Raw genomic sequence first — 21,579 nt, forward strand, 5'->3', positions numbered from 1 at the left:
GGTGAGCCGGAAAGCTGGGCGCACCGATATCGACTACCCGTAGGTGTCGCGCGGTCCACGGGAACCGCGGATGGAGCGCCGGCCATGGGACCAGCTCGGCGCCGCAGGGCCCCGCACGTCGATGCGCTGCACCGATCCGTCGCCGAGTTCGGTATTCAGTTTCGCGACGATCTGCGGTGCCATCTGACGCAGCACGGTCGCCCAGGTGGACGACTCCGCCCGCACCGCCAGTACCTTGTTCTCGAATCCCGCGGGCTGGGAGTGCTGCGCGTTCACCGGGCCGACGATTTCGGGCCAGGTTTCGAGCAACCTGCGCAACCCCACCTCGGTCTGCCAGCCACGACCGGAAACCAGCCGGTTCAATGCCTGCGACAACGGCTTGGGGTCACGTTCGTCCGGCCCGGCACCCGAGCGTTGTTCGGTGCCGAACCGACGCCTGCGGCGGCGCGAGGAGCTCACCCCGCGCGGCGGCGGCAGAATACCGGCGATGTCGTGGGCGATGTGACTGGCCACCTCGATGCCCAGCGGATCATGATCGTCATTCTCCAAAGGTTCGGGAAAGACCGTGATCTCGTCGGCGGCCAATTCGTCCTTGTCCTGGGGGCAATCGCCATCATCTGGACGATCGAGGTCTGGCCGGTGGGCATTGTCGGTCATGAGCACGTGCCCCATAGCACAGCCGCAGCCGCGCCCGAAATGCTAACGCACGCCCGATATATCCTGCGCGTCTTCATATTTCGGGCGCAGGAATCGATAGCGGCGCGCAGAACCACACGCTCACGCATGATCCGGCCGCTCCTCATCGCCCGCCGTGAAGGCTTCGGTGGACGGCTCCGGCCCATCGGCAACGCTCCCGTCATGTGATGTCACGGCCTCATCGCCCGCCCGGTCATCTCCGGCCCGGTCATCGCCTTCCACGGGACTCGCATCACTCGGGCCGACGTCGATGAGTTGACCAGCCGAAATGTTGAACCGCTCGCCACGAAGTTCGCCCGGCACGTCACTGGCGACCGCCGCGGTGACCAGCACCTGCTCGGCGTCCCGGGCTGCCTTGGCGAGCCGGTCGCGGCGGGTGGCGTCCAATTCGGCGAACACATCGTCCAGTATCAGCACCGCCTCAATGCCATCGGATCGTAACAGCTCGAACGCGCCGAGCCGCAGGGCCAATGCCAGCGACCACGATTCACCATGGGACGCATAACCCTTGGCGGGCAGCTCCCCGATCGTCAAGTACAGGTCGTCGCGGTGCGGCCCTACCAGCGTGAGCCCGCGGGAGCGTTCCTCACGACGCCGATCGGCCAGGGCAGCCGCGAACGCGCCCGGAAGCTCGGCGGGGTCGCCGGGCAGGGCGAATCCCGCCCGATAGGACGCGTCGGCCTGGTTGTTCAGCGGAGCTATCTGTGCATAGGCCCGGGAGGTGGGGCCGGTCAGCTCACTCAAGGTATCGAGCCGGGCGGCCAGCAACTCACTGCCGTAGCTGACCAGTTGCTGATCCCAGATATCCAAGGTGAACTCGGCGTCGGCGTCACCGTGGCCTTGGGCAAGCGATTTCAGTAGCGAGTTGCGTTGCTTGACGACCTTCTCGTAGTCCTGTTTGACCCCCAGCATGCGCGGCCAGCGGCTGATCACCAGGTCGTCCAGGAAATTGCGGCGGGCAGCCGGGTCGCCTTTGACGACGCTCAGGTCTTCGGGGGAAAAGACCACCGTGCGCAAGGCGCCGAGAAGGTCGCGCGTCCGGGGCAGGGCACCGCGATTGATGCGTGCCCTGTTGGCGCGTCCGGGGTTGATCTCCAGTTCCAGCAGAAGCCGCCGGGGATCGTCGGTACCGGCGACCACTTCAGCACGAATCACGGCCTGCTCGGTGCCGGCCTTGACCAGGGGGGTGTCGTTGCTGACCCGGTGCGATCCGAGCCTGGACAGGTACTCGATGGCCTCGACCAGGTTGGTTTTGCCCTGGCCGTTCGAGCCCTGAAAGATCGTCACCCCGGGGTCAAGCCGCAGTTCCACTTCGGAATAGTTGCGGAACTGGTGCAGCTCAAGGCGAGCGACGTACACGATGTCAGTTCGGCAGGCGCATCAACATGATGACGTGCCGGTAGTCTCCCTTGGGCTCACCGTCGATGTCGTCCATTCCCCGCACCAGGCAGGGCTTGCCGGCTGCGGTGAACGAGAAATGCACGTAGGGGGTGCCCAGCACGTTCAATGCGTCCGAAAGATAGTGCGGATTGAATCCGGCCGCGTCGATCGCCAACTCACCCCCGGCAACGTTGGCCACCTGCGCGGCAACGGCTTCGGAGGCCTGTGCCTGATCACCCGATGCGGCCTCCAAGGCGATCTGCTCATCGCCGATCAGCATCCGCAGCGGACTGTTGCGCTCGGCCACCAACGAGACACGCTTCACCGAGGCGATGAGTTCGTCGGTCTTGCAGCTCACGGTGACACTGGGCTGAATGTCCATCAGATGGCGGACCTTGGGGAACTCGCCACCGAGCAGCCGGGTGGTGAGCTGACGCACACCTCCGGCACCCTTGCCTTCGAGGCCGATCAGGCCCTCGCCGGCCTCAGCGTTGGCCAGCGCGATGGTGATGTCTTCGCCGCTCGACATGGAGCGGGCGGCCTCGCTCAGCACTCGGGCCGGCACCAGCGCGGCACCCTCGGCGGAGCTGTCGGCCGGATTCCAGGCGAGTTCCTTGAGCGCCATCCGGTAGCGGTCGGTGGCCAACAGCGACAATGTGTCGTCGTTGATTTCGAGCCTGACTCCGGTGAACACCGGCAGTAGTTCGTCGCGTCCGGCGGCCACCACGACCTGGTTGATGGCCTGGGCGAACTCGTCCGAGCCGACCACGCCGGCCGCGGCGGGCATCTCGGGAAGCTGTGGATACTCCGACACCGGAAGCAGTTGTAGGGTGAACCGTGCCGAGCCACACACCAACTCGGCGCGGGTGTTGTCGCTGGACAGATCGACCGGACGATTCGGCAGGCTTCGAGCGATTTCGGCGAGCAGCTTGCCGGAGACCAGCGCCTCGCCTTCATCGATGACTTGCGCCTCGACCTGCACCTCGGCACTGGTTTCGTAATCGAAGCTGCTCATGGTCACGCCGCTGGCATCAGCTTTGATCAGCAGACCCGCCAGAATCGGAACGCTCGGCCGGCTTGGCAGACTGCGAGCAGCCCATGCCACGGCTTCGGCCATGACATCGCGTTCCATGCGAATCTTCACGGTGCACGTCCTTACTTCAGATTCAGGGTAATCCTGGTCTGCATCATATCTATCTCGTCACACGCCAGCCAGGTCGACTCAGCCTTTCGTTGAGAGTTGCCGGTCGCGTGGTCGGCAACCAGATGCTCGGCGCGCAGCCGGGCCGCTTCGAACGGCAGCGTCTGGCAGCGAGGCAGCCCGCTGCCAGATGGCGAGCTATCCACACCGGTGACTTCGATGGAGTGTTTATGTAGTTATCTCTCGTAGTAGTCGTAGCCTCTGTTGAAACTGTGGATAACTCTCGTTTTTGCTTGTCGTCTCCGCTGGACGGGGGTGTGGATAACTTTCCATACTTGTCGGCAGATCGTGTTGCGTTTGTGTATGACGGCAGCGGCTGTGGACAACTGTCCACGCATTGTCCCCATCTTGCGGTGATTCATCCGCCGAACTGACGCGTCGTCCACAGGGGTGTGGGGTGGGATCGTCAGCGTCCGGATTGCTTGATGTTGTTGGTCAGTTCGGTGACCTGGTTGTAGACGCTGCGGCGTTCTTTCATGAGCTGACGGATCTTCTTGACGCCGTGCATCACCGTGCTGTGGTCGCGTCCACCGAATTCCTGGCCGATCTTCGGCAAGGAGAGTTCGGTGAGCTCGCGGCACAGATACATGGCGATCTGCCTGGCGGTTGCGACGGTCTGGGTACGTGATGACCCGGTCAGGTCGTCCACCAGGATGCCGAAATATCTCGCGGTCTCTTCGATGATGATGGTCGCGGTGACCTCGGTCTCGGGATCAGAGGGGATGAGATCTTTGAGGACGACTTCGGCGAGGTTGAGGTCGACATCTTGACCATTGAGGGACGCGAATGCGCTCACCCGGATCAGCGCGCCTTCGAGCTCGCGGATGTTTGTCTGGATGCGGGAGCCGATGAACTCCAGCACTTCGGGCGGCAACGAGAGGTGCTCGGAGGCGGCCTTCCTCTTGAGAATCGCGATGCGGGTTTCGAGGTCGGGCGGTTGCACGTCGGTGATCAAACCCCACTCGAATCGGCTGCGGAGCCGTTGCTCGAGGTTCTCGAACGCCTTCGGATGACGATCGGAGGTCATCACGATCTGCTTTTGAGCGTTGTGCAGGGTATTGAAGGTGTGGAAGAACTCTTCCTGGGTCTGCACCTTGTTCTCCAAGAACTGGATGTCGTCGATCAGCAGCACGTCGACATCGCGGTAGGTGCGACGGAAGGTGGCGCTGCGTCCCTCAGAAATCGCGTTGATGAAGTCATTGGTCATCTCTTCGGTGCTGACATAGCGCACCCTGGCGTCGGTGAAGTATTGCCGGACGTAGTGCCCGATGGCGTGCAGCAGGTGGGTCTTGCCGAGCCCCGAATCGCCGTAGATCAGCAGCGGGTTGTAAGCCTTGCCCGGGTTCTCGGCGACGGCGGCAGCTGCGGCGTGAGCGAACCTGTTCGAGCTGCCGATGACGAAGTTGTCGAAGGTGTACTTCGGGTTCAGCCGGTCGCCGTCGGATAGATCGGTCACCGGGGCGGACGAGATGACCGGCGGCGCCTCGTCTCGGCGGGTCAGTTCCTTCGGTTCGACTTCGGTCTCCGCAGGCGGATCGGGCGGCAGAAGGTCGAGTTCGAGATCGGGCTGCACCGTGACCGCCATGTGCATCTCTCTGCGGAAGTAGTCGGAGAGGGCGTTCTCGATCCTGCTGCGGTCACGAGTCTCGAGGTGATTGCGGTGATACTCGGAGGGGACGGCGATGACCACGACGGACTCGTGAATCGTCAAAAGGTGCGCCGTCTTCAGCCAGCGTTTGGAGACCTTGTCGGCCTGGTCGATCACATGTTGCCACGCCTTTGCCAGGTTGTCGTCGGCTGGCGTCAGTTCATGCTCGTCCGGCACGGTGCTTACTCGTCTTCCACTTGGTTCGCCACACCGGTTATCGTTCAGCGGCGCGCTTCTTATTGTCGTCCCCTGTAGTTTTCCACAGGCCGGCGGGCCTGTCTCCGCGGGCTGACCGGGCGATCGTGTGTGATCAGCCCGCCTGATCACGCTCAGGCGGTATTTCCCCTCGTTAGATCGAGGTTGAGGGCAAGGACTCCCTCCTCACGGCGATACTCGCCCAAGTGGACGACCGCCAGCGAGGCTGTGGAAAACTTCCTCTCAAGCGTTAGACCGTAGCTACTTGCGTGCCCCTTCGCAAGCAGGAACAAAAATAGATTTGAGGGTGGACGGCGTGTTGACTGGACGAGCGGGGCACAACGTGTCGCGGCGCCGCTTTTGCTGTTCTATCGTGGGCTGACGTAATATTGCTAAGCCGTTGTCTTGAGCAGACTGTGCGTGCACCCCGGCGCGCCGCTATCAGGTACGGCCCCGACATCTTGCTTCACCCGAAGCATGCACGAAAACGAATGACGGAGACTTCCCTTGAGTAAGCGCACGTTCCAGCCGAGCAATCGTCGGCGTTCACGCACCCATGGCTTCCGCGCGCGTATGAGCACCCGCGCCGGCCGCGCCATTATTTCCGCCCGCCGCCGCAAGGGCCGGGCCGAGCTGTCAGCCTGACCGATGCTTCCGGCGGCCGCCCGGATGCGGGCATCGAGCGAGTTCGATGCGACCGTCCGTGGTGGGGTGCGCGCTGCACGCCCGACTTTGGTGGTGCATGCGCGTGCCGTCGGTGATGACGACCGAAGGGTCGGTTTTGTGGTCTCGAAGAAGGTCGGCAACGCCGTCACCCGCAACCGGGTGAAGCGGCAGCTGCGTCATTTGGCGCGCCGGCAGTTGACGACGACGCCGGCCGGAACACGAGTTGTCGTCCGAGCCCTGCCTGCTGCGGCTTCGTCGCAGGTGGCCGATGATTTGGCAGCTGCCTGGAGCGTTGCACTGGGCAAGTTGGGGCGGCTTCGATGAAGTACTTGCTGATCGGTTTCGTCAAACTTTGGCGGGCAGTGATCTCGCCGTTGTACGGAGATGTGTGCAAGTACTACCCGAGTTGCTCCGCTTACGGGCTGGAGGCACTTCAATTGCACGGCGCGCTCAAGGGATCGTGGTTGATCCTGAGGCGATTGAGCCGCTGTCATCCCTGGGCACGAGGCGGGTTCGACCCGGTGCCCGGTTCAGAATTTGAGGCCGAAATGGCCGCGCAACCCCAGCGTTTCCGGGGTGGCGCTCAAGCGCCCGATTATTGTGAGGTGGCGTCCTGATGGACTTCGACCCTTTCCTGTTCCTTAACCTGTGGGACGACATCAGCAAGGTCGGCAGCGCCATCATGCAGCCGCTGTACTGGGCGGTCTCCGGGCTGATCGTGCTGGCTCACCGGCTGTGGTCTCCGCTGTTCGGCACCGACTCAGGAGTGACCTGGGCACTGTCGATCGTCGTCCTGACGATCATCGTGCGCGGCTTGATGATGCCGCTATACGCGAAGCAGCTGAACTCGTCGCGGGCCATGCAGTCGTTGCAGCCGAAGATTCAGGCGCTGCAGCAGAAATACGGCTCCGACCGGGAACGGCTCGGACAAGAGACGATGAAGCTCTACAAGGACGAGGGCGTCAGCCCGACCTCGAGCTGTCTCCCGATGCTGATTCAGCTGCCGATCTTCTGGGGCTTGTACCGCGTGCTGTACGGGGCCGCGCAAGGACAAGCCCGGGGCACGTTCTTCGTGAACAATCCTGACCTGGTCGAGTCGTTGCGGCACGCACGGCTGTTCGGGGCCCAACTGTCGGGCACCTTCCTGCCGATGAGCGACGGATTCGGGGCGACCCAGATTCTCGCGCTCATCATGATCATCATGATGACCGGGCTGCTGTTCTTCCAGCAGTTGCACATGATGCGGCGCAATATGCCCCCGACAGCGTTCGAAGGGCCGATGGGCCAGCAGCAGAAGATGATGCTGTACATGATGCCGGCGATGTACATCTTCATCGGTCCGCAGATCCCGATCGGCGTGCTCGTGTACTGGATCATCTCGAACCTGTGGACGTTCGTCCAGCAGTACGTGATCATCCGCAACTATCCGACGCCGAATACCCCCGCCTATGTGGAGTGGGAGGAGCGAATGGTTGCCAAGGGCAAGGACCCGAAGGAGATCGAACGCGCCCGCGCGAACAAGGCACGCAAGGGTGGCAACGGCAAGGGCCAGGTGGCGACCCGCGAGGTGAAAGGCAAGGACTCCGGCGAGCAGCCCACTGTGTCACGTCAGCAGGTGAACCGGCAGACGGTGCGCCGATCGGTGGACGGCAAGCAGGTCATCCAACGCCAGCAGGTGCAGCACAGCAGCCGTGCGGCACGCAAGAAGAAGAAGTAGCCGCCTGGACTCGGGGTGGTTCTGTAGGGGTCGGGATCCAGAAGAATCGGCACGCAGCAGTGATTCTTCGAAGCGAGGTTGACCCAGGTTTTCTTTAGAGCAGGAGATTCAACGATGGATGCTGGAGAGCTTCAGAAGACCCTCGACACCGAGGGAGACGTCGCCGCGGATTACCTTGAGGATTTGCTCGAGATCGCGGACATGGACGGCGATATCGACATCTTCACCGAGGGCGATCGGGCGCATGTCTCGATCATCACCGACAGCGAAGTGTTGGTGGGTAAGGACGGCGAGGTCCTGAGCGCGTTGCAGGACCTGGCCCGGTTGGCGGTGATGACCGAAACCGGCAAGCGCAGCCGGTTGATGCTTGACGTGGCAGGGTTCCGCGAGCGTCGACGCGCGGAACTGCAGGGTCTGGCCACCGAGGCAATCGTCGAGGCCAAAGAGTCCGGCGAGCCGGTACATCTGGCCGCCATGAACGCTTTCGAGCGCAAGGTCGTACACGACGTCGTTGCGGCGGCCGGGCTGAGCAGTGCGTCCGAAGGCCAGGAACCGAATCGTCACGTGGTGATCAGTAAGGGCGAATAGGTGAACCAACCTGTCGTCGAGGAACTCTTCGGCACGGACACTAAGACGATTAATAGATATGTCGATATATTGGCAAGTCGAGGTGTCGAGCGAGGTCTGATCGGGCCGCGCGAGTCCGAGAGGCTATGGGAACGGCACATCTTCAATAGCGTCGCCGTGGCACCGTTGATCCGAGAGAATGCTTCGATTGCTGACGTGGGCAGCGGGGCCGGACTTCCGGGTATTGCGCTCGCGATCGCACGCCCGGATTTGTCCATCGTGTTGGTGGAACCGCTACTTCGCCGCTCGGTTTTTTTGACGGAAGTTGTGGAGGAGCTTGCTCTGGGGGGACGGATGGAGGTCGTGCGAGGCCGCGCAGAGGACTGCGTCCGGACCTTCGATGTGGTGACCGCGAGGGCGGTTGCACCCTTGGGGAAACTCGTCGGGTGGACGAAGAAGATGTTTCTTCCTGAAGGTGAGCTGCTGGCACTGAAGGGTGCGTCGGCTGCCGAGGAGGTGGCCGCTGCGGCCACCGAACTGGAGAAGAGCGGTCTGGTGGCCGATGTGCGGCCAGTTCGAGCGGCCGCTAATCTTGAGGAGACTTTTGTGGTGAGGGTCCGTGGCGTTTCACGTGAAACGGACCTTTGAGTAGAGGAGGCAGTCGGGCGATGAACTCCAGCCCATCGGCTTTAAGCGTTTCACGTGAAACGCGATTACCTCACCCGGCTCAGACACGGACGATCGTCATTGTCAATCAAAAAGGGGGCGTCGGTAAGACGACCACTGCGGTAAATATCGCGTCCGCGCTCGCACGCGGCGGCCTCACGGTGCTCATGATGGATCTGGATCCTCAGGGTAATGCGAGCACTGCTCTCGGAATCGATCACCAGCCGGGAACGTCCGGAACCTATGAGGTGCTGCTCCAGCACACAAGGATTGCCGATGTCGAGCAGGAATCGCCGGAGTCGGAGAACCTGCATGTCGTCCCTGCGACGATCGATCTGGCCGGAGCAGAGATCGAACTGGTGCCCCAGGTGGCCAGGGAACAACGGCTCAGTAAGGCGATAACGCAATATCTCGCCGACAGCGATGTCGATTACATCATCTTCGACTGTCCCCCGTCGCTCGGGCTGCTCACCCTCAACGCGCTCGTCGCAGCCAATGAGATCCTCATGCCCATCCAGTGCGAGTACTACGCACTCGAAGGCGTCGGCCATCTCTTGCGAACCATCAACATGGTGAAGGACGAGCTCAATCCTGATCTTGAGCTGGGGACCGTGCTGCTGACGATGTTCGACGCACGAACCAAGCTGTCGGCCCAGGTTGGCGAACAGGTGCGGGAGTTCTTCCCCGACCAGACGCTCGTCACCCTCATTCCGCGATCGGTGCGTCTCAGCGAAGCACCGAGCTACGGACAGACGATCCTCGGTTACGACCCGCAGTCGGTCGGAGCGCGGGCGTACCGTAAGGCGGCTACAGAGATCGCGGAACGAGGAGCGCGCGTACCCAGCGGAGCCGCTCGGAGAGGACTGGAACGATGAGCACTCGGCCTAGCGGTGGTCTGGGACGTGGCCTCGGCGAGCTCTTTCAGCGCACGGACGTTGAACCGTCGGGCTCCGCTGCCTCGAATGAGAGCGTCGAGACACCCGAGCAATCCGCGCCCATGCCGGACGGTTCGTACTTCGCCGAGATTCCGGTGGCGGAGATCAGCCCGAATCCAAAACAACCGAGAAAGGTCTTCGACGAGGACGATCTGAATGAACTCGCGGATTCTGTCGCCGAGGTCGGTCTCCTCCAGCCGGTTGTCGTCAGGCGCATCGCGGACGATGACTACCAGCTTGTCGTCGGTGAACGCCGTTGGCGCGCGCACCAGTTGGCAGGAATAGAGCGGATACCTGCGATCGTCCGTGTCACAGAAGATGACGACTTGTTGCGGGATGCATTGTTGGAGAACCTGCACCGTGCGCAACTGAATCCGCTCGAAGAGGCCGCCGCCTATCAACAGCTCCTGGACGATTTCGGTTGCTCGAAAGAGGAGCTCGCGACCCGGATCAAACGATCACGCCCGCACATCTCGAACACGCTCCGGCTACTGGGTTTACCGACATCGGTACAGCGGCGGGTGGCGGCCGGAGTCATTTCTGCCGGCCATGCGCGTGCTCTCCTGATGTTGGACGATGCACTGGCGCAGGAGAAGCTCGCTCAACGCGTGATCGCCGAAGGACTGTCCGTCCGCGCGACCGAAGAGGCGGTGTCGATGATGCTGCGTGAAGACGGCGCTCCGAGGGCGGTTCGCCGGCGAACCCCGAGGGAACTTCCCCAGCAAGTGCAGGCACACGCGAATGGTCTCGCTGACTGGCTGGACACCCGCGTCGAAATCAGTCTGAGCGCGCACAAGGGGAAGGTCACCATCGAGTTCGCCGATGAAGACGACTTGGAACGCATCATGGGCATCCTGGAGTCCTCGGACGAGTAACTTCTTCAAACTCTCGCAGCATCAGCTAGCGGCAGCCGTAGCCAAACAGACGCATATCGTTATAGCGATATGTCGTTATGTCGATTTATCGTTTTATATCTTTCTCGCCTTGTACCCGGATGTCAGAGACGCCTGTCATGATGAACGCTCCTACCTGCCCGCACGGTCTTGCGAGCCCGGCCGAAACGAAAGAAGGCCGTCCGCCCTCCCAGGGGAGAACGGACGACCTTCTCTAAGAGGTCTTCGGTGAACCGGACCGTGGGTGCCTATTACAGCTCGACCGGCGCTCCTGCGCGGAGCGGGCTCAGCCCTCGAGCACCGATTCGATGGCTTTCACCAGCGCGCCCTTAGGCTTGCCGCCCTGGATCGACTGGACAACCTGGCCGTTCTTGAAGAACTGCAGCGTCGGCAGAGCCATCACCCCTTGCTGCATCGGCACATCGGGGTTGGCATTGGTGTCGAGCTTGGCGAAGACCATGCGGTCGCCGTAGGTCTTGGACAGTTCGTCGATGATCGGGCCGAGCTGCTTGCAGGGGGCACACCAGTCCGCCCAGTAGTCGACCAATACGGGCTTTGAGCTGCCCAGCACGTCGGTCGCGAAGCTGGCATCGGTCACTTCGATTACCGCCATGATTATCGTCCTTTCAATATCGGATGACTCGTAGGTTCAGAAAGAATGCGGGACTACTGAGACAGGCCCAGTACCACTGCTGACCTCCTCTCAGAGGGCTCCGGCTACTTGCTTTGGACGATGAGAGCCGGCTCTTTCGCGGCGTCGCTGAGCAACGCCAGGTATTCTTCGGCGTCCAAAGCGGCCCGGCAGCCTGTTCCCGCCGCGGTGATCGCCTGACGATAGGTGTGGTCCACCAGATCACCACAAGCGAAGACACCTGCCAGGTTGGTCAGGGTGGACGATCCGTCGACCAGCACATAGCCCTGGTCGTCCAACTCGACCTGGCCGGCAACCAGGGCCGAGCGCGGCTCATGGCCGATGGCTTCGAACAGCCCGGCGACCGGGAGCGTGCGCAACTGACCGGTCTTGGTGTCCCGCAGCGTCAGCTCCTGCAGGGTCGGCGACCCGGCGAAACTGACGATCTGGCTGTTCCAGGCCGGCGTGATCTTCGGATCGGACAGTACCCGGTCGGCCATGATCTTGGACGCCCGCAGCTGGTCGCGGCGATGAATCAAGGTCACCGAGTTCGCGAAACGAGTCAGATAGGTGGCCTCCTCGGCCGCCGAATCGCCGCCGCCGACCACCGCGATGTCCTTGCCCTTGTAGAAGAACCCGTCACAGGTCGCGCACCAGCTGATGCCCTTGCCGGAGTAAAGATCTTCGCCAGAGATGTTGAGCCTGCGGTAGGCGGAACCCATCGCCAAGATCACGGCGCGTCCCAGATAGACGTTGCCGTCGGTGTCGGTGACCTTCTTGATGTCAGCGGTGAGTTCGAGCGAGGTCGCATCGTCGGTGATCAGCTCGGCGCCGAAACGCTCGGCCTGGGCCCGCATATTGGCCATCAGGTCCGGACCTTGAATGCCCTCGGGAAAACCGGGGAAGTTCTCGACCTCGGTGGTGGTCATCAGCGCTCCACCCGCGTCGATCGATCCCTCCAACACCACGGGGTGCATGCCGTCGCGGGCGGCGTAGATGGCGGCGGTGTATCCGGCGGGCCCGCTGCCGACGATGATGATGTCGCGAACCGGAGCGTCGGCTGCTACTTCGACCGGCGCGGCCAGTGAGGCCGGACGCACACCATCCAGCTGAATGCCGGACGTCAGCCCGCCGCCTGCGAAGGGGTTGGTGGTCATCAAATCATCCTCATCTCAAACAAACACGGCCTGCCCAGTTCTATACAGCTGCTTCGACTCGCAGGCGGCTCTAGGAGCCTATCCGACAAGCGATCGGTGCAAAACCTGGGCCGGGAGCCGTCTGTCACAACATTCGTTCCCAACTACATCGACCCCAACACCGTGCTCGGCACCGCTATTCCACGTCGCCATCACTGATTGATATAAGTCTCGGCGACGCCCGAGCGGTACTGGTTTCCGCCGATGCCGGGCAGCGAGGTGAAATAGACCATGACCCAGCGCGTGCTGACCTCCTCCTCGGGAGTCAGGGTGGTCTCCGCACCGCCATCGCCGACGGCGGCGATCACCTGCCACTCGCTGACCGTGTTCATCGGCGGGCTCGCCGCCGACGCGTCGTTCTCGATCGGCACCATGAGTTGCACCGCGGCCGGCTCGTTATCGAGCAGCACCCGCACGCTTTGCACCGTCTGGGCCTCACCGAGGTCGTAGACAATGCCCGCGCCCGGCTTCAGGCCGCCGAAGGCCGGATTGTTCAGGTAGGTGAGGGTGTGCCAGGCCGTGTCCGGATCTCCGTCGGCGGCCAGCGATGCCTGATCGGAGTTCTCGTTGTTGTCGCCGCCATCGGCCGTCGGATCGAAGTCGAAGGCCGACGCGATCGCCACCGGCCCCGCAGCAGCGGTCTCGGACGTGCCGTCCCCCGATTCACCCCCGCCATTGCCTGCGCAACCACGAATCTGCAGCACCACCAGGGCCAACAAGATGAAGACCACCAAGAACACGATCCACCGTCTGCCGAAGGCGGACGACGAGGCCTTGCGTGACCTCACCCTGGGTGGCGCCGCGACCGGAGCCTGATGTTGCGAGCGTCCCTGCTGCGCCGAAGGGCCCGGCCGGCCCGCAGAGGCAGCTTCGGCCAGGTATCCCGGCTGATCCGAATAGTCGTCGCCTCCGGGATAACCGGACGCCCCCGAATAACCGGACGAGCCGGTCGACTGTGGGCGTCCATAGTAGTCATCGGCGGAATGAGTGGTGGTGGAGTCATCGGCGAAATCGTCGTCCACTGCCGGCTGCTCCATGGTGGGCGCCCAGTCGTCTTCCGGCGCGGGCTGCCACGGCTGAGACTGTGGCACCACTTGTGTCGGCCGCTCCGACGGGTCATCGAAACCGGCATCGACCGCGCTCATCTGCTGGGTGGCGGCGTCGTCGGCCGAGGCACCGAGCACACGCTCGGTCTGCACCGGGGTGGCCGACGGGGTGCCGAGATGGTGCACCTCGCGCATCAGGTTCTCCAGCGACTCCTCGGCGTCCACCAGATCGCACAGCCCCTCCAGCGAATCTTCGATGTCGTGGGCCGTGTGCAATCCCTGCCCGACCAGCCCAAGTCTGGGGCGCAACGCTGCCAGGGTCACGGTGGAAAGGCTCGGCGAGATCGCCGGATTGACCTCGTGGGGGCTCGCCCACAGCTGCTCTGCGCCATGCTCATCGGTGGGATTGAGACGCAGTGGCGCGCTCGCCAGCCCCCAGTGGCTGCCCTGCGGCTCGTCGGGAGGAATCGGCCAGGTGGCGGTGGTCAGCGCATACAGCACCCGTCCGAGGTCGTAGCAGTCGATGGCCTCCTGATCGGTCCAGGCGAGCCGATCCTCACCTGGCTTGGGACGCAGCGCGGCGTTGATCAGGAATCCGACGATCTTGATCTGGCCGCTGACCGTGATGATCACCGAGGCCGGGTTGATGCGCAGATGGAACATTCCGCGGGCATGCAACGGGGCGAGCGCGCCGGCCATCTGGCCTGCGACATAGCTCGCCTGGTCGTCACTCAGCGGGCCGTGCTGGAGCAACGCCTGAAGCGAGTCTCCGACGGCGTATTCACTGACCACGAACGACCACGGTTCCTGCCCGCTGGCCTCCAGCGCATCAAGCACCCGCAGATACCGGGCGTCCGTGATGGTCGAGGCGCGTCTGGCCGCGTTGAGCACCCATCCCATCCGGTCGTCGTCGGGAGACAGCAAGTGCATCAGCACCGGACGCGACAGCACGTGGTCGGTGGCCCGCCAGCTCATGATTCCGCCGCTGTGCGCGAGCAGAGCCTCCAGCCGGTAGCGTCCGCCCAGTATCAGCCCGGGGGCTGCCTCGGGACGCGCGCTGCGTCCGGTGGGATCGGTCGAGGAATACTCAGACATTTCCATGAATCCTGTCGTGGATACCAAAGCTCGGATCTCGAGTGCCGAGAAGCGCCCTTGTTGGCCTGGCCGGTCGGCAGATCCGGGCCGCATCAACTGTCATCAGCCTTCATCCTCCCGCCCTTTGCGCCGCATCATCGAACGCACCCGATATGCCGTTGCGCCGAGCAGCACGACGCCCGACGCCACAATTATGATCCACGCCACCCGGCCGGCCTCGGTACTGGTGGCGCTGAATGAGACGGGCATGCCCACCGGATGACCGCCCGAGGTCACCACCTGGGCGCGCATCGCGACCGTGCCGTTGCCCTGCGCGATCGGGCTCACCCGCACCGTGGCCGACTCACCCGGATCGACGGTCACCAGTTCGGAATCGTCGACCCTGATGCGTAGCGGGTTGTCGGAGTCGAAATGGACCCGCACGGTGAGTTTGGCGTCGGTCTTGTTGACCACGGTCACCGGCAGCAAATTGTCTTCGGACGAGGTCGTCACCCAGTCGCTGGCCCGCACCTCGACGGCGTCCGGCCCGACCAATTCGATGGCCGCCTGCCCTGCCGCGTTCAGCCACGCCACCTGGGCATCGGTGTCGCGTCCCCACGACTGCGACCAGGTGCCGGCCAACACGGCGGTGGCCGCGTCGACACTGTCGGGTTGCGGGCTTGCGGTGGGCGTCTCGTTAGGATCGGTGGTCAACTCTGTCCACGAGTCCAGGCCGGGCGCGGACTGGTCGATCGCATCCACGAGCGCGGCGTCCACGGGCTGCTCATCGGTGGGCCAGCTGGGATCTCCCGGCGTGCCCGAAGCGGCCGCCAGTTCGGTGATCGGACGCCTGCTCAGCCACGACTGGTCGCTCAGGGCCAGATTCACCTGCTCGTCGGTGCTCACGATCTCGATCGCCGGCATGCCCTGATGGCTTCCGATCAACTGGCGGGCGAGCGAGGCACCGAGGCTTGCGACCGGGTCCGACTGCATGCCCGGCGCCGATGCGGCATCGATACTGAGCACATCGAGCCCGGAGGTTTGATATCGCACCCGGCCCGCGCCCAGATCGGCAGCGAAGACATAGTCGGCCGACACCTGGCCAAGAGATGCGGCGGTCGCCTCATCGAGCCTGCCGCCGTAGGGAACCACGGCCAGCGGCAGCCCGGCGAGGGCGTGTCCGGCCGGCAACCCGGCAGCGCGTCCGATCAGATCTGACCGGCCGGCGGTGACAACGGAACCGGCATCGAGCGATCCGTACAGGGTGCGGGTGAGGCGTCCGCTGGAGATCAACGCGTCCACGCGGTCGAGCCAGGCCTGGGCGGTGGCGCTGCCGGCGGAGTCCGGCTCGGAGACGGTGCCGTCTTCTTCGCGGATGCTGTGCGGCTCGGCGAGTGCGGTCACCTCGTCGTAGAGCAGCGGGTCGATGACCACCCAGACATCGTCCTGCTCGGCGAGGGTGAGTAACCGGTCGAGCCGGCCGGAGAGTTCGTCCGACAACGAGTCATCGGCGAAAACCGGCACCTCGGCGGTCTGGGAGTCGAGTGGCAGCAGGGTCGGTGTGGCGCTCAACAGGGCCACCGTGCCCACCTCGGACTGGTCGTCCCCGGGGAAGGGGGCGAGAGTGCTGGCGCCGCCGACCGCCTGCTGGGCGCTGAAGATCTGCACCCCGATCTGATAGCAGGCACCGGGCTGGCTGAGCCACAGCTGCTCGGCGGCGTCCGGGCTCAGATCGGCCCGCACGGTGAAGTCGGCGCTGGCACCCGGCTGAAGAGAACCGTCGTCGCCGAGCACCTGCACGGCCTGCGAAGACTGCATCGCCTCACCGCTATCCTGCGGGCCGGTCTGGGCGGCGTTCAGCGCGTCAATGGTGGTGATCGGTGTGGCATCACGCCACAGGTGTGCCGCCAGGTCCGAGACCTGCTGCCCGGAGCGGTTGGTGACCCGTCCGGTGATGACCAGTTCGCTGCTCGCGTCCAAGACGGTGGGGGTGACCGAGGTCAGCTCGACCAGCAGATCGTCGTCGGTGTCGGCGTGGGCGGCAACGACGGGGAGGCCGGTCAGAAAAACGAGCAGGCCGAGCACGAGACCCCAGAGCCTGAGAGGTCGCAAGGCACCTCTTCGACGCTTCGGGTTCACTGCCACCCGCTTATCCTAGGCCAGGACCTGATGCGCGACGCTCAGACAAGCTGCGGCCGGCCATGTTCGTCGAGATGGCCCATCGATCCAGAAGACGATCATCCGGGTCGTTCTTGCCACCAGGATCGCAACGGTGTTGCCTTGCCGGCTCGGGGTCGGCGACCAGGTGGCATCGGTTCTGGGGCTTTTAGGCGGTGCCGTGAAAGTGCCGGCCGTCGCCGAGCACCCGCCGGTCGAAGATGGCGCTGACAAGCGCAATGATCTGGAGCACAATGATGACTCCGAGAGCCGCTGTGAATCCTGCCGTCCAGCCGCTCAAGGGTTGCACCCAGAAGAAGACCGCGGTGATCATGGCGTTGCCGACAGCCGTGCCGACGCGTTCACCGACCTGCTTGACCGCTCCGGCCGTACCGCCGATGTTGGCCGGAATGTCTTCCTGGCTGAGTGCCTGGTTGCAGGTGTTGATGGCGCCCACGCCGATGCCGTACAGCACCAGCGGTATCGACAGCCACATGAAATGCAGCTCGGGGTCGGGCCCGTCGATGAACTGGGCCATCACGATGGTGGCGAGCAGACCGGTGACCGAGCAGCAGAAGGCGCCGATCACGATGGCCCGGCCCTTCTCGATGACGTGGCGTCCCGCCCACAATGACGAGATGGCGGACGCGGCCGCGTTGGGCAGGCCCACACTGCCCGCGAGCAGGGCGGCAGCCCCCAGGCCTGATTGCAGGTGCATCGCGATGATGACGAAGGTCGAGGTGGCGCCGAGGAACTGCAGGAAGGAGATGGCGGTGGCGTGGGTGAACGAACGGATGCCGAACAGCCTCAGATTCACCATGGGCTGATGCCCGGCGACCTCATAGCTGCGCTCCCACCTGATCCACGCCCAACCCAGAACAGGTGCCGCGATCAGCAGCAGGAAGCCGGCCGGACGGTGCAACATGAACGGCAGCATCACCGCCAGCACGGTCAGTGACAGCACGATCATGCCGACCGGGTCGAGATCCAACCGGCTGCGGACGAAGCCGCCCTGCTGTTTGGCGATCCGGCGTTCGCGTTCGGGGCCGAACGGTAGCCAGCGGAAGCCGAGAATGATCGTCAGGATGCCGATCGGCACATTCCAGAGGAAGGACGCCCGCCAGCCGGTGCCGGGGCCGAGCGCATCGATCAGCAGCCCGGTCAGCAGTGGGGCGACGGCGACCGAAGCCGAGACCACCAGGCCGAACAGCGAGAACGCCCAGGCCCGTTTGTGGCCGTGGAAGTACTGCACGATCATGCCGTTGACCTGCGGGGTCGACAATCCCGCGCCGATGCCCTGCACGACGCGCATCGCGTTGAGCCAGAACGGGTCGCTGATCAGCGCGCAGACCAGCGAGGCGAGGGTGAAGACCGCGACTCCGGAAAGGAAGACGGAACTTCGTCCCAGCACATCGCCGGTGCGTCCGGCGGCCACCAGCACCATGCCGAAGGCCAGCGCGTACCCCGACAGCATCCACTGCACATCGGCATTGGAGGCGCCCAGGCTCGATTCGATGCTGGGCAGCGCCACGTTGATGGCGCTGATCGCCATCATGCTCATCGCGAGGATGGACAGCAGCACGACGAGCATCTTGCCGCGGGTGAAGACCCGGTCGGTGCCCGGCACCCGGATGACGGAATCGTCTTCGCCGGGCTGTTGATCGTCCGGCTGGCTGGGATCATTACTCATGTCGGTTCTTCCACCACTGCTTGAGCTCGGCCTCGGCGCGCTCCGGGTCGAGTGGACCCTCCTCGATGCGCCTGCCGAGCAGGAATTGATAGGCCTCGCCGACCTCGCGTCCGGGCTTGATGCCCAGAATCTGCATGATCTGGTTGCCGTCGAGATCGGGACGCATCGCGTCCATCTGTTCGGCTTCGGCGAGTTCGTCGATGCGGAACTCGAGTTCGTCGTAGGCGCGCCGCAGCCGCTCGGCCTTGCGCACATTGCGGGTCGTGCAATCCGACCGGGTCAAGATGTGCAGCCGCTCCAGCTGGTCTCCGGCGTCGCGCACATAGCGGCGGACCGCAGCGTCCGTCCAACCGCTGGACGCCCCGCCCGACGATCCTTCGGAGTAGCCGTGGAAGCGCAGATGCAAGGCGATCAGGTCGCCGACCGCGTTGATGATCTCCTTGGAGTAGCGCAGCGCCTTGAGGCGTTTGCGGGCCATCTTGGCGCCCACGACGTCGTGGTGGTGGAAGGTGACCTTGCTGCCCTCCAGCCCACGGGTCGCGGGCTTGCCGATGTCGTGCAGCAACGCCGCCAGCCGGACGATCAGGTCGGGCCGGTGGTCGGGGTTCGGGTGGCCGTCCACATAGTCGCGGGACTTCTCCAAGGCGATCGCCTGGTCGAGGACGGTCAGCGAGTGCTCGTAAACATCCTTGTGGCGCATGTGTTCGTCGCGTTCCAGCCGCATTGCCGGAAGCTCGGGCAGCACGATATCGGCGAGCCCGGTGGCGACCAGCAGGTCGAGACCGGGCCGCGGAGTGTCGGTGAGCAGCAGCTTGCTCAGCTCGTCGCGGACCCGTTCGGCGCTGATGATGCGGATGCGTTCGGCCATCTCGGTCATCGCCTGCCTGGTGACCGGAGCTACCTCGAAGCACAACTGTGAACTGAAGCGGGCGGCGCGCATCATGCGCAGCGGGTCGTCGCCGAAGCTGATCTCGGGGGCTGCCGGGGTGCGCAAGGTGCGGGCCTCGAGGTCGTCCATGCCATGGTACGGGTCGACGAAACGCCAGTCGGCGAGATTGCCGGAGCTCACATCGAGCGCCATCGCGTTCACCGTGAAGTCGCGGCGCATCAGGTCGTCCTCGACCGTCTTGCCGAAGATGACATCGGGCTTGCGGGAGGTGCTGCGATACGAATCGGTGCGGAAGGTGGTGATCTCGATCAGCCAGTCATGGCCGTCGTGGGTCTTCTGCGCACTGATGGTGCCGAAGTCACGGCCGACATCCCACACGGTGTCGGTGAACAAGTTGAGAATGCGCTGGGTCTCGTCAGGTCGTGCGGAGGTGGTGAAGTCGAGGTCGTGGCCCGGCACACCGAGCAGCGCATCGCGCACCGATCCGCCCACCAGGTACAGCTGCTGACCCGCTTCGGCGAACAGCCGGCCGAGTTCACCGATCACGGGGCCGGCCGAAAGAAGGGACGCCAAAGCGGTCTGCTGGGCATGGCTGACATTCGACATTTGGCTCAGTTTAGCCCTTGGCAGCCGGGCGAGCACGGGACGGGGCATCGGAAGCTACGCTCTCCGGGTCCTGGTATCGATGACGCTAATTGTCAAGTATTTGGGCCAGTGAATTGCTGGATGAGGGTTTCGTAGTCTCGTCCGCCGTAGTAGACACCGAAGATCTCGACAGTGGTTTCTGTGACTATGAATGCAATGATGACGCGCCGTCGGAAGCCAATTGTCCGCAGCCCGGGCAGCAGATCATCTCGGGCGTTCCCGCGGTAAGGAAAATCCGTGAGACCGTCACAGAACCCGGAAATCGCTAACACGAAATGCTCTGCTACTTCCGACGAGCGGCTCTGATCGGCAATCCAGACGAAAATGTCATCCAGATGTTGTTGTGCTTGACGTGAGTAGACGACCCGGTATCTCATGTCAAATGCTCGGAGTCGTACTTTGCTCGCAAAGTTAGAAGGTGGGCGCGCATATCCTCTGAGCTGATCCACCTTGACGGATCGGCCCGCATCTCTTGGACCGATGCGACGACCTCGGTGCGCAACCACTGTTCGACCGCAGCATCGCGATCCAACAATTCTTGAAGCCCCTCCTGCAAGACTTCGCTTTCGTTTGCGTACTCCCCAGACGCCACACGTTGCTTGACGGCATCAGCGAGGTCGCCCGGCAGGGTGATATTGAGTTGCTGTGTGCTCGCCATCATCAAACCCCCATTTCAGTAGAACTGATTCTACGTTGGTGCCCCGGAGATCCACACGAACTGGTTACGCCCCGGGATGCTGACTGGACGCCGGCAGCCGGTGTTCGCGGGCCGTGGAGGTGATGGTGGCGCCGGCCGAAGCGATCGCGACCGAGGCCAGCGCGATCCAATCGGTGATGCCAAGGATCTCGCCGAGCAGCAGCCAGCCGGCGATAGCCGCGGCCGCAGGGGCGAGAGACTGCAGGATGCTGAACACGTTCGGGGCGATGCGTCCCAGTGCGACGATGTCGAGGCGGTAGGGCAGCACCGAGCTGAACACGCCGACGCACAGCCCGATCGCGAGCACACCGGGCGTCCACAGCGCGCTGCCGCCGCCGTGAATACCGGGAGCGGCCAAGGCGACGGTGCCCAGAGCGCAGGCAGCGGTGACCAGGTCGGAGCCACGCCAGTACTGCCGGGCTCTGGCGCCGAGTTTGATGTAGCTGCCCCAGCAGCAGGCCGCGACGAGCGCGAGAACGACCCCTTGAAGATGCAGGCCGGCCGGTCGGAAGCCGAGCAGCAGCACACCGAACCCCGCCAACACCGCCCAGAGCAGGTCGAGGCGTCCTCGGGAGCCCAGAATCGCGACGGTGAGCGGGCCGAGATACTCGATGGTGACGGCGATGCCCAGCGGAATCGTCTGAATGGCCAGATAGAACGAGGTGTTCATGCACACCAGCGCGACGGCATAGCCGGCGAGGGCGAGCATCGTGGTGCGGTTGATGGGGGTCTTGGACTGCACAGGGCGATGGCGAGCCCGCCGAACGGACGCGGTCACCAGTTGCAGCACAAGTAGCACAACGGTGGCGAAGGTGAAGCGAAGCCACGAGACGCTGAGTGACGGTATCTGCTCGAACAGTCCCTTGCCGAGGGCCGCGCCGGTTTCGACGCAGATGACCGAGCCCAGTGCGGCGCCGATCGCCAACTCTGGTGAGACGGACGCGTTGGTTTTGCCGGTGGGACGCGGGCTGGCGGTCATGGGCTCCGGTT

20 protein-coding genes and 1 pseudogene are annotated in these 21,579 nt (G+C 63.9%); 8 read left to right on the forward strand and 13 right to left on the reverse strand.

Features of this window, described 5'->3' with window-relative positions; genetic code table 11:
- Window positions 1-33 precede the first annotated feature (33 nt).
- The 4 genes from QQ658_RS13990 to dnaA form a co-directional block, all read right to left on the reverse strand.
- Complete coding sequence (locus tag QQ658_RS13990) at window positions 34-657, reverse strand: DciA family protein (protein ID WP_286025450.1); 624 nt, start codon at window positions 655-657, stop codon at window positions 34-36.
- Between the two features lie 120 nt (window positions 658-777).
- Window positions 778-2,055, reverse strand: coding sequence for a DNA replication/repair protein RecF (gene recF / locus QQ658_RS13995; RefSeq protein ID WP_286025451.1), 1,278 nt, complete (start codon window positions 2,053-2,055; stop codon window positions 778-780).
- Between the two features lie 4 nt (window positions 2,056-2,059).
- Complete coding sequence (gene dnaN, locus QQ658_RS14000) at window positions 2,060-3,220, reverse strand: DNA polymerase III subunit beta (protein WP_286025452.1); 1,161 nt, start codon at window positions 3,218-3,220, stop codon at window positions 2,060-2,062.
- 463 nt (window positions 3,221-3,683) lie between these two features.
- A complete protein-coding gene (gene dnaA, locus QQ658_RS14005) occupies window positions 3,684-5,102 on the reverse strand; it encodes a chromosomal replication initiator protein DnaA (protein WP_502928918.1) in 1,419 nt (472 codons plus the stop codon).
- Window positions 5,103-5,627: 525 nt separating this feature from the next.
- Between dnaA and rpmH the strand changes: the two genes are divergently transcribed.
- The 8 genes and pseudogenes from rpmH (at window position 5,628) to QQ658_RS14045 (ending at window position 10,546) form a co-directional block, all read left to right on the forward strand.
- Window positions 5,628-5,765 carry a 50S ribosomal protein L34 gene (gene rpmH, locus QQ658_RS14010; RefSeq protein ID WP_286025453.1) on the forward strand — a complete coding sequence of 46 codons (138 nt, stop codon included), beginning with the start codon at window positions 5,628-5,630 and terminating at the stop codon, window positions 5,763-5,765.
- 3 nt (window positions 5,766-5,768) lie between these two features.
- Window positions 5,769-6,110, forward strand: coding sequence for a ribonuclease P protein component (gene rnpA, locus QQ658_RS14015; protein WP_286025454.1), 342 nt, complete (start codon window positions 5,769-5,771; stop codon window positions 6,108-6,110).
- Window positions 6,107-6,319 (forward strand): annotated as a pseudogene (gene yidD / locus QQ658_RS14020) (membrane protein insertion efficiency factor YidD); the annotation flags it as partial. The gene rnpA and the pseudogene yidD, both read left to right, overlap by 4 nt.
- Before the next feature lie 83 nt (window positions 6,320-6,402).
- Window positions 6,403-7,503, forward strand: a complete 1,101-nt coding sequence (gene yidC, locus QQ658_RS14025) for a membrane protein insertase YidC (protein ID WP_286025456.1) — start codon at window positions 6,403-6,405, stop codon at window positions 7,501-7,503.
- Between the two features lie 114 nt (window positions 7,504-7,617).
- Window positions 7,618-8,091, forward strand: a complete 474-nt coding sequence (locus QQ658_RS14030) for a Jag family protein (protein ID WP_286025457.1) — start codon at window positions 7,618-7,620, stop codon at window positions 8,089-8,091.
- Window positions 8,092-8,718, forward strand: a complete 627-nt coding sequence (rsmG, locus tag QQ658_RS14035) for a 16S rRNA (guanine(527)-N(7))-methyltransferase RsmG (RefSeq protein WP_286025458.1) — start codon at window positions 8,092-8,094, stop codon at window positions 8,716-8,718.
- A 20-nt stretch (window positions 8,719-8,738) separates the two neighbouring features.
- Window positions 8,739-9,611 (forward strand): ParA family protein, encoded by an 873-nt coding sequence (locus QQ658_RS14040; protein WP_286025459.1) that lies wholly within the window; start codon window positions 8,739-8,741, stop codon window positions 9,609-9,611.
- Window positions 9,608-10,546: a ParB/RepB/Spo0J family partition protein gene (locus QQ658_RS14045; protein ID WP_286025460.1), complete on the forward strand. Its 939-nt coding sequence runs from the start codon at window positions 9,608-9,610 to the stop codon at window positions 10,544-10,546. Before QQ658_RS14040 ends, QQ658_RS14045 begins: the two co-directional genes overlap by 4 nt.
- 304 nt (window positions 10,547-10,850) lie before the next feature.
- On the opposite strand, the gene trxA is transcribed toward QQ658_RS14045, so the two are convergent.
- From trxA to QQ658_RS14090, 9 genes are all read right to left on the reverse strand, one after another.
- Window positions 10,851-11,177, reverse strand: a complete 327-nt coding sequence (gene trxA, locus QQ658_RS14050) for a thioredoxin (RefSeq protein WP_502928919.1) — start codon at window positions 11,175-11,177, stop codon at window positions 10,851-10,853.
- Window positions 11,178-11,281: 104 nt separating this feature from the next.
- Window positions 11,282-12,352, reverse strand: a complete 1,071-nt coding sequence (gene trxB, locus QQ658_RS14055) for a thioredoxin-disulfide reductase (protein ID WP_286025461.1) — start codon at window positions 12,350-12,352, stop codon at window positions 11,282-11,284.
- Window positions 12,353-12,543: 191 nt separating this feature from the next.
- The gene (locus QQ658_RS14060; RefSeq protein ID WP_286025462.1) at window positions 12,544-14,532 is read right to left on the reverse strand and encodes a protein kinase family protein; all 1,989 of its coding nucleotides are present in this window, start codon (window positions 14,530-14,532) and stop codon (window positions 12,544-12,546) included.
- Between the two features lie 102 nt (window positions 14,533-14,634).
- Window positions 14,635-16,596, reverse strand: a complete 1,962-nt coding sequence (locus QQ658_RS14065) for a DUF6049 family protein (RefSeq protein ID WP_286025463.1) — start codon at window positions 16,594-16,596, stop codon at window positions 14,635-14,637.
- 241 nt (window positions 16,597-16,837) lie between these two features.
- On the reverse strand, window positions 16,838-18,358 hold the full coding sequence (locus QQ658_RS14070; RefSeq protein ID WP_286025464.1) for an MFS transporter: 1,521 nt from the start codon (window positions 18,356-18,358) through the stop codon (window positions 16,838-16,840).
- A complete protein-coding gene (locus QQ658_RS14075; RefSeq protein WP_286025465.1) occupies window positions 18,351-19,853 on the reverse strand; it encodes a CCA tRNA nucleotidyltransferase in 1,503 nt (500 codons plus the stop codon). The genes QQ658_RS14070 and QQ658_RS14075 overlap by 8 nt, the downstream gene beginning before the upstream one ends.
- A gap of 92 nt (window positions 19,854-19,945) precedes the next feature.
- A complete protein-coding gene (locus QQ658_RS14080) occupies window positions 19,946-20,269 on the reverse strand; it encodes a type II toxin-antitoxin system RelE/ParE family toxin (RefSeq protein WP_286025466.1) in 324 nt (107 codons plus the stop codon).
- Window positions 20,266-20,550, reverse strand: coding sequence for a ribbon-helix-helix domain-containing protein (locus QQ658_RS14085; RefSeq protein WP_286025467.1), 285 nt, complete (start codon window positions 20,548-20,550; stop codon window positions 20,266-20,268). Before QQ658_RS14085 ends, QQ658_RS14080 begins: the two co-directional genes overlap by 4 nt.
- Before the next feature lie 64 nt (window positions 20,551-20,614).
- Window positions 20,615-21,568, reverse strand: a complete 954-nt coding sequence (locus QQ658_RS14090; RefSeq protein ID WP_286025468.1) for an EamA family transporter — start codon at window positions 21,566-21,568, stop codon at window positions 20,615-20,617.
- Window positions 21,569-21,579 lie beyond the last annotated feature (11 nt).

Origin of the sequence: Propionimicrobium sp. PCR01-08-3 (genome assembly GCF_030286045.1) — a bacterium.
GTDB lineage: Bacteria > Actinomycetota > Actinomycetes > Propionibacteriales > Propionibacteriaceae > Brooklawnia.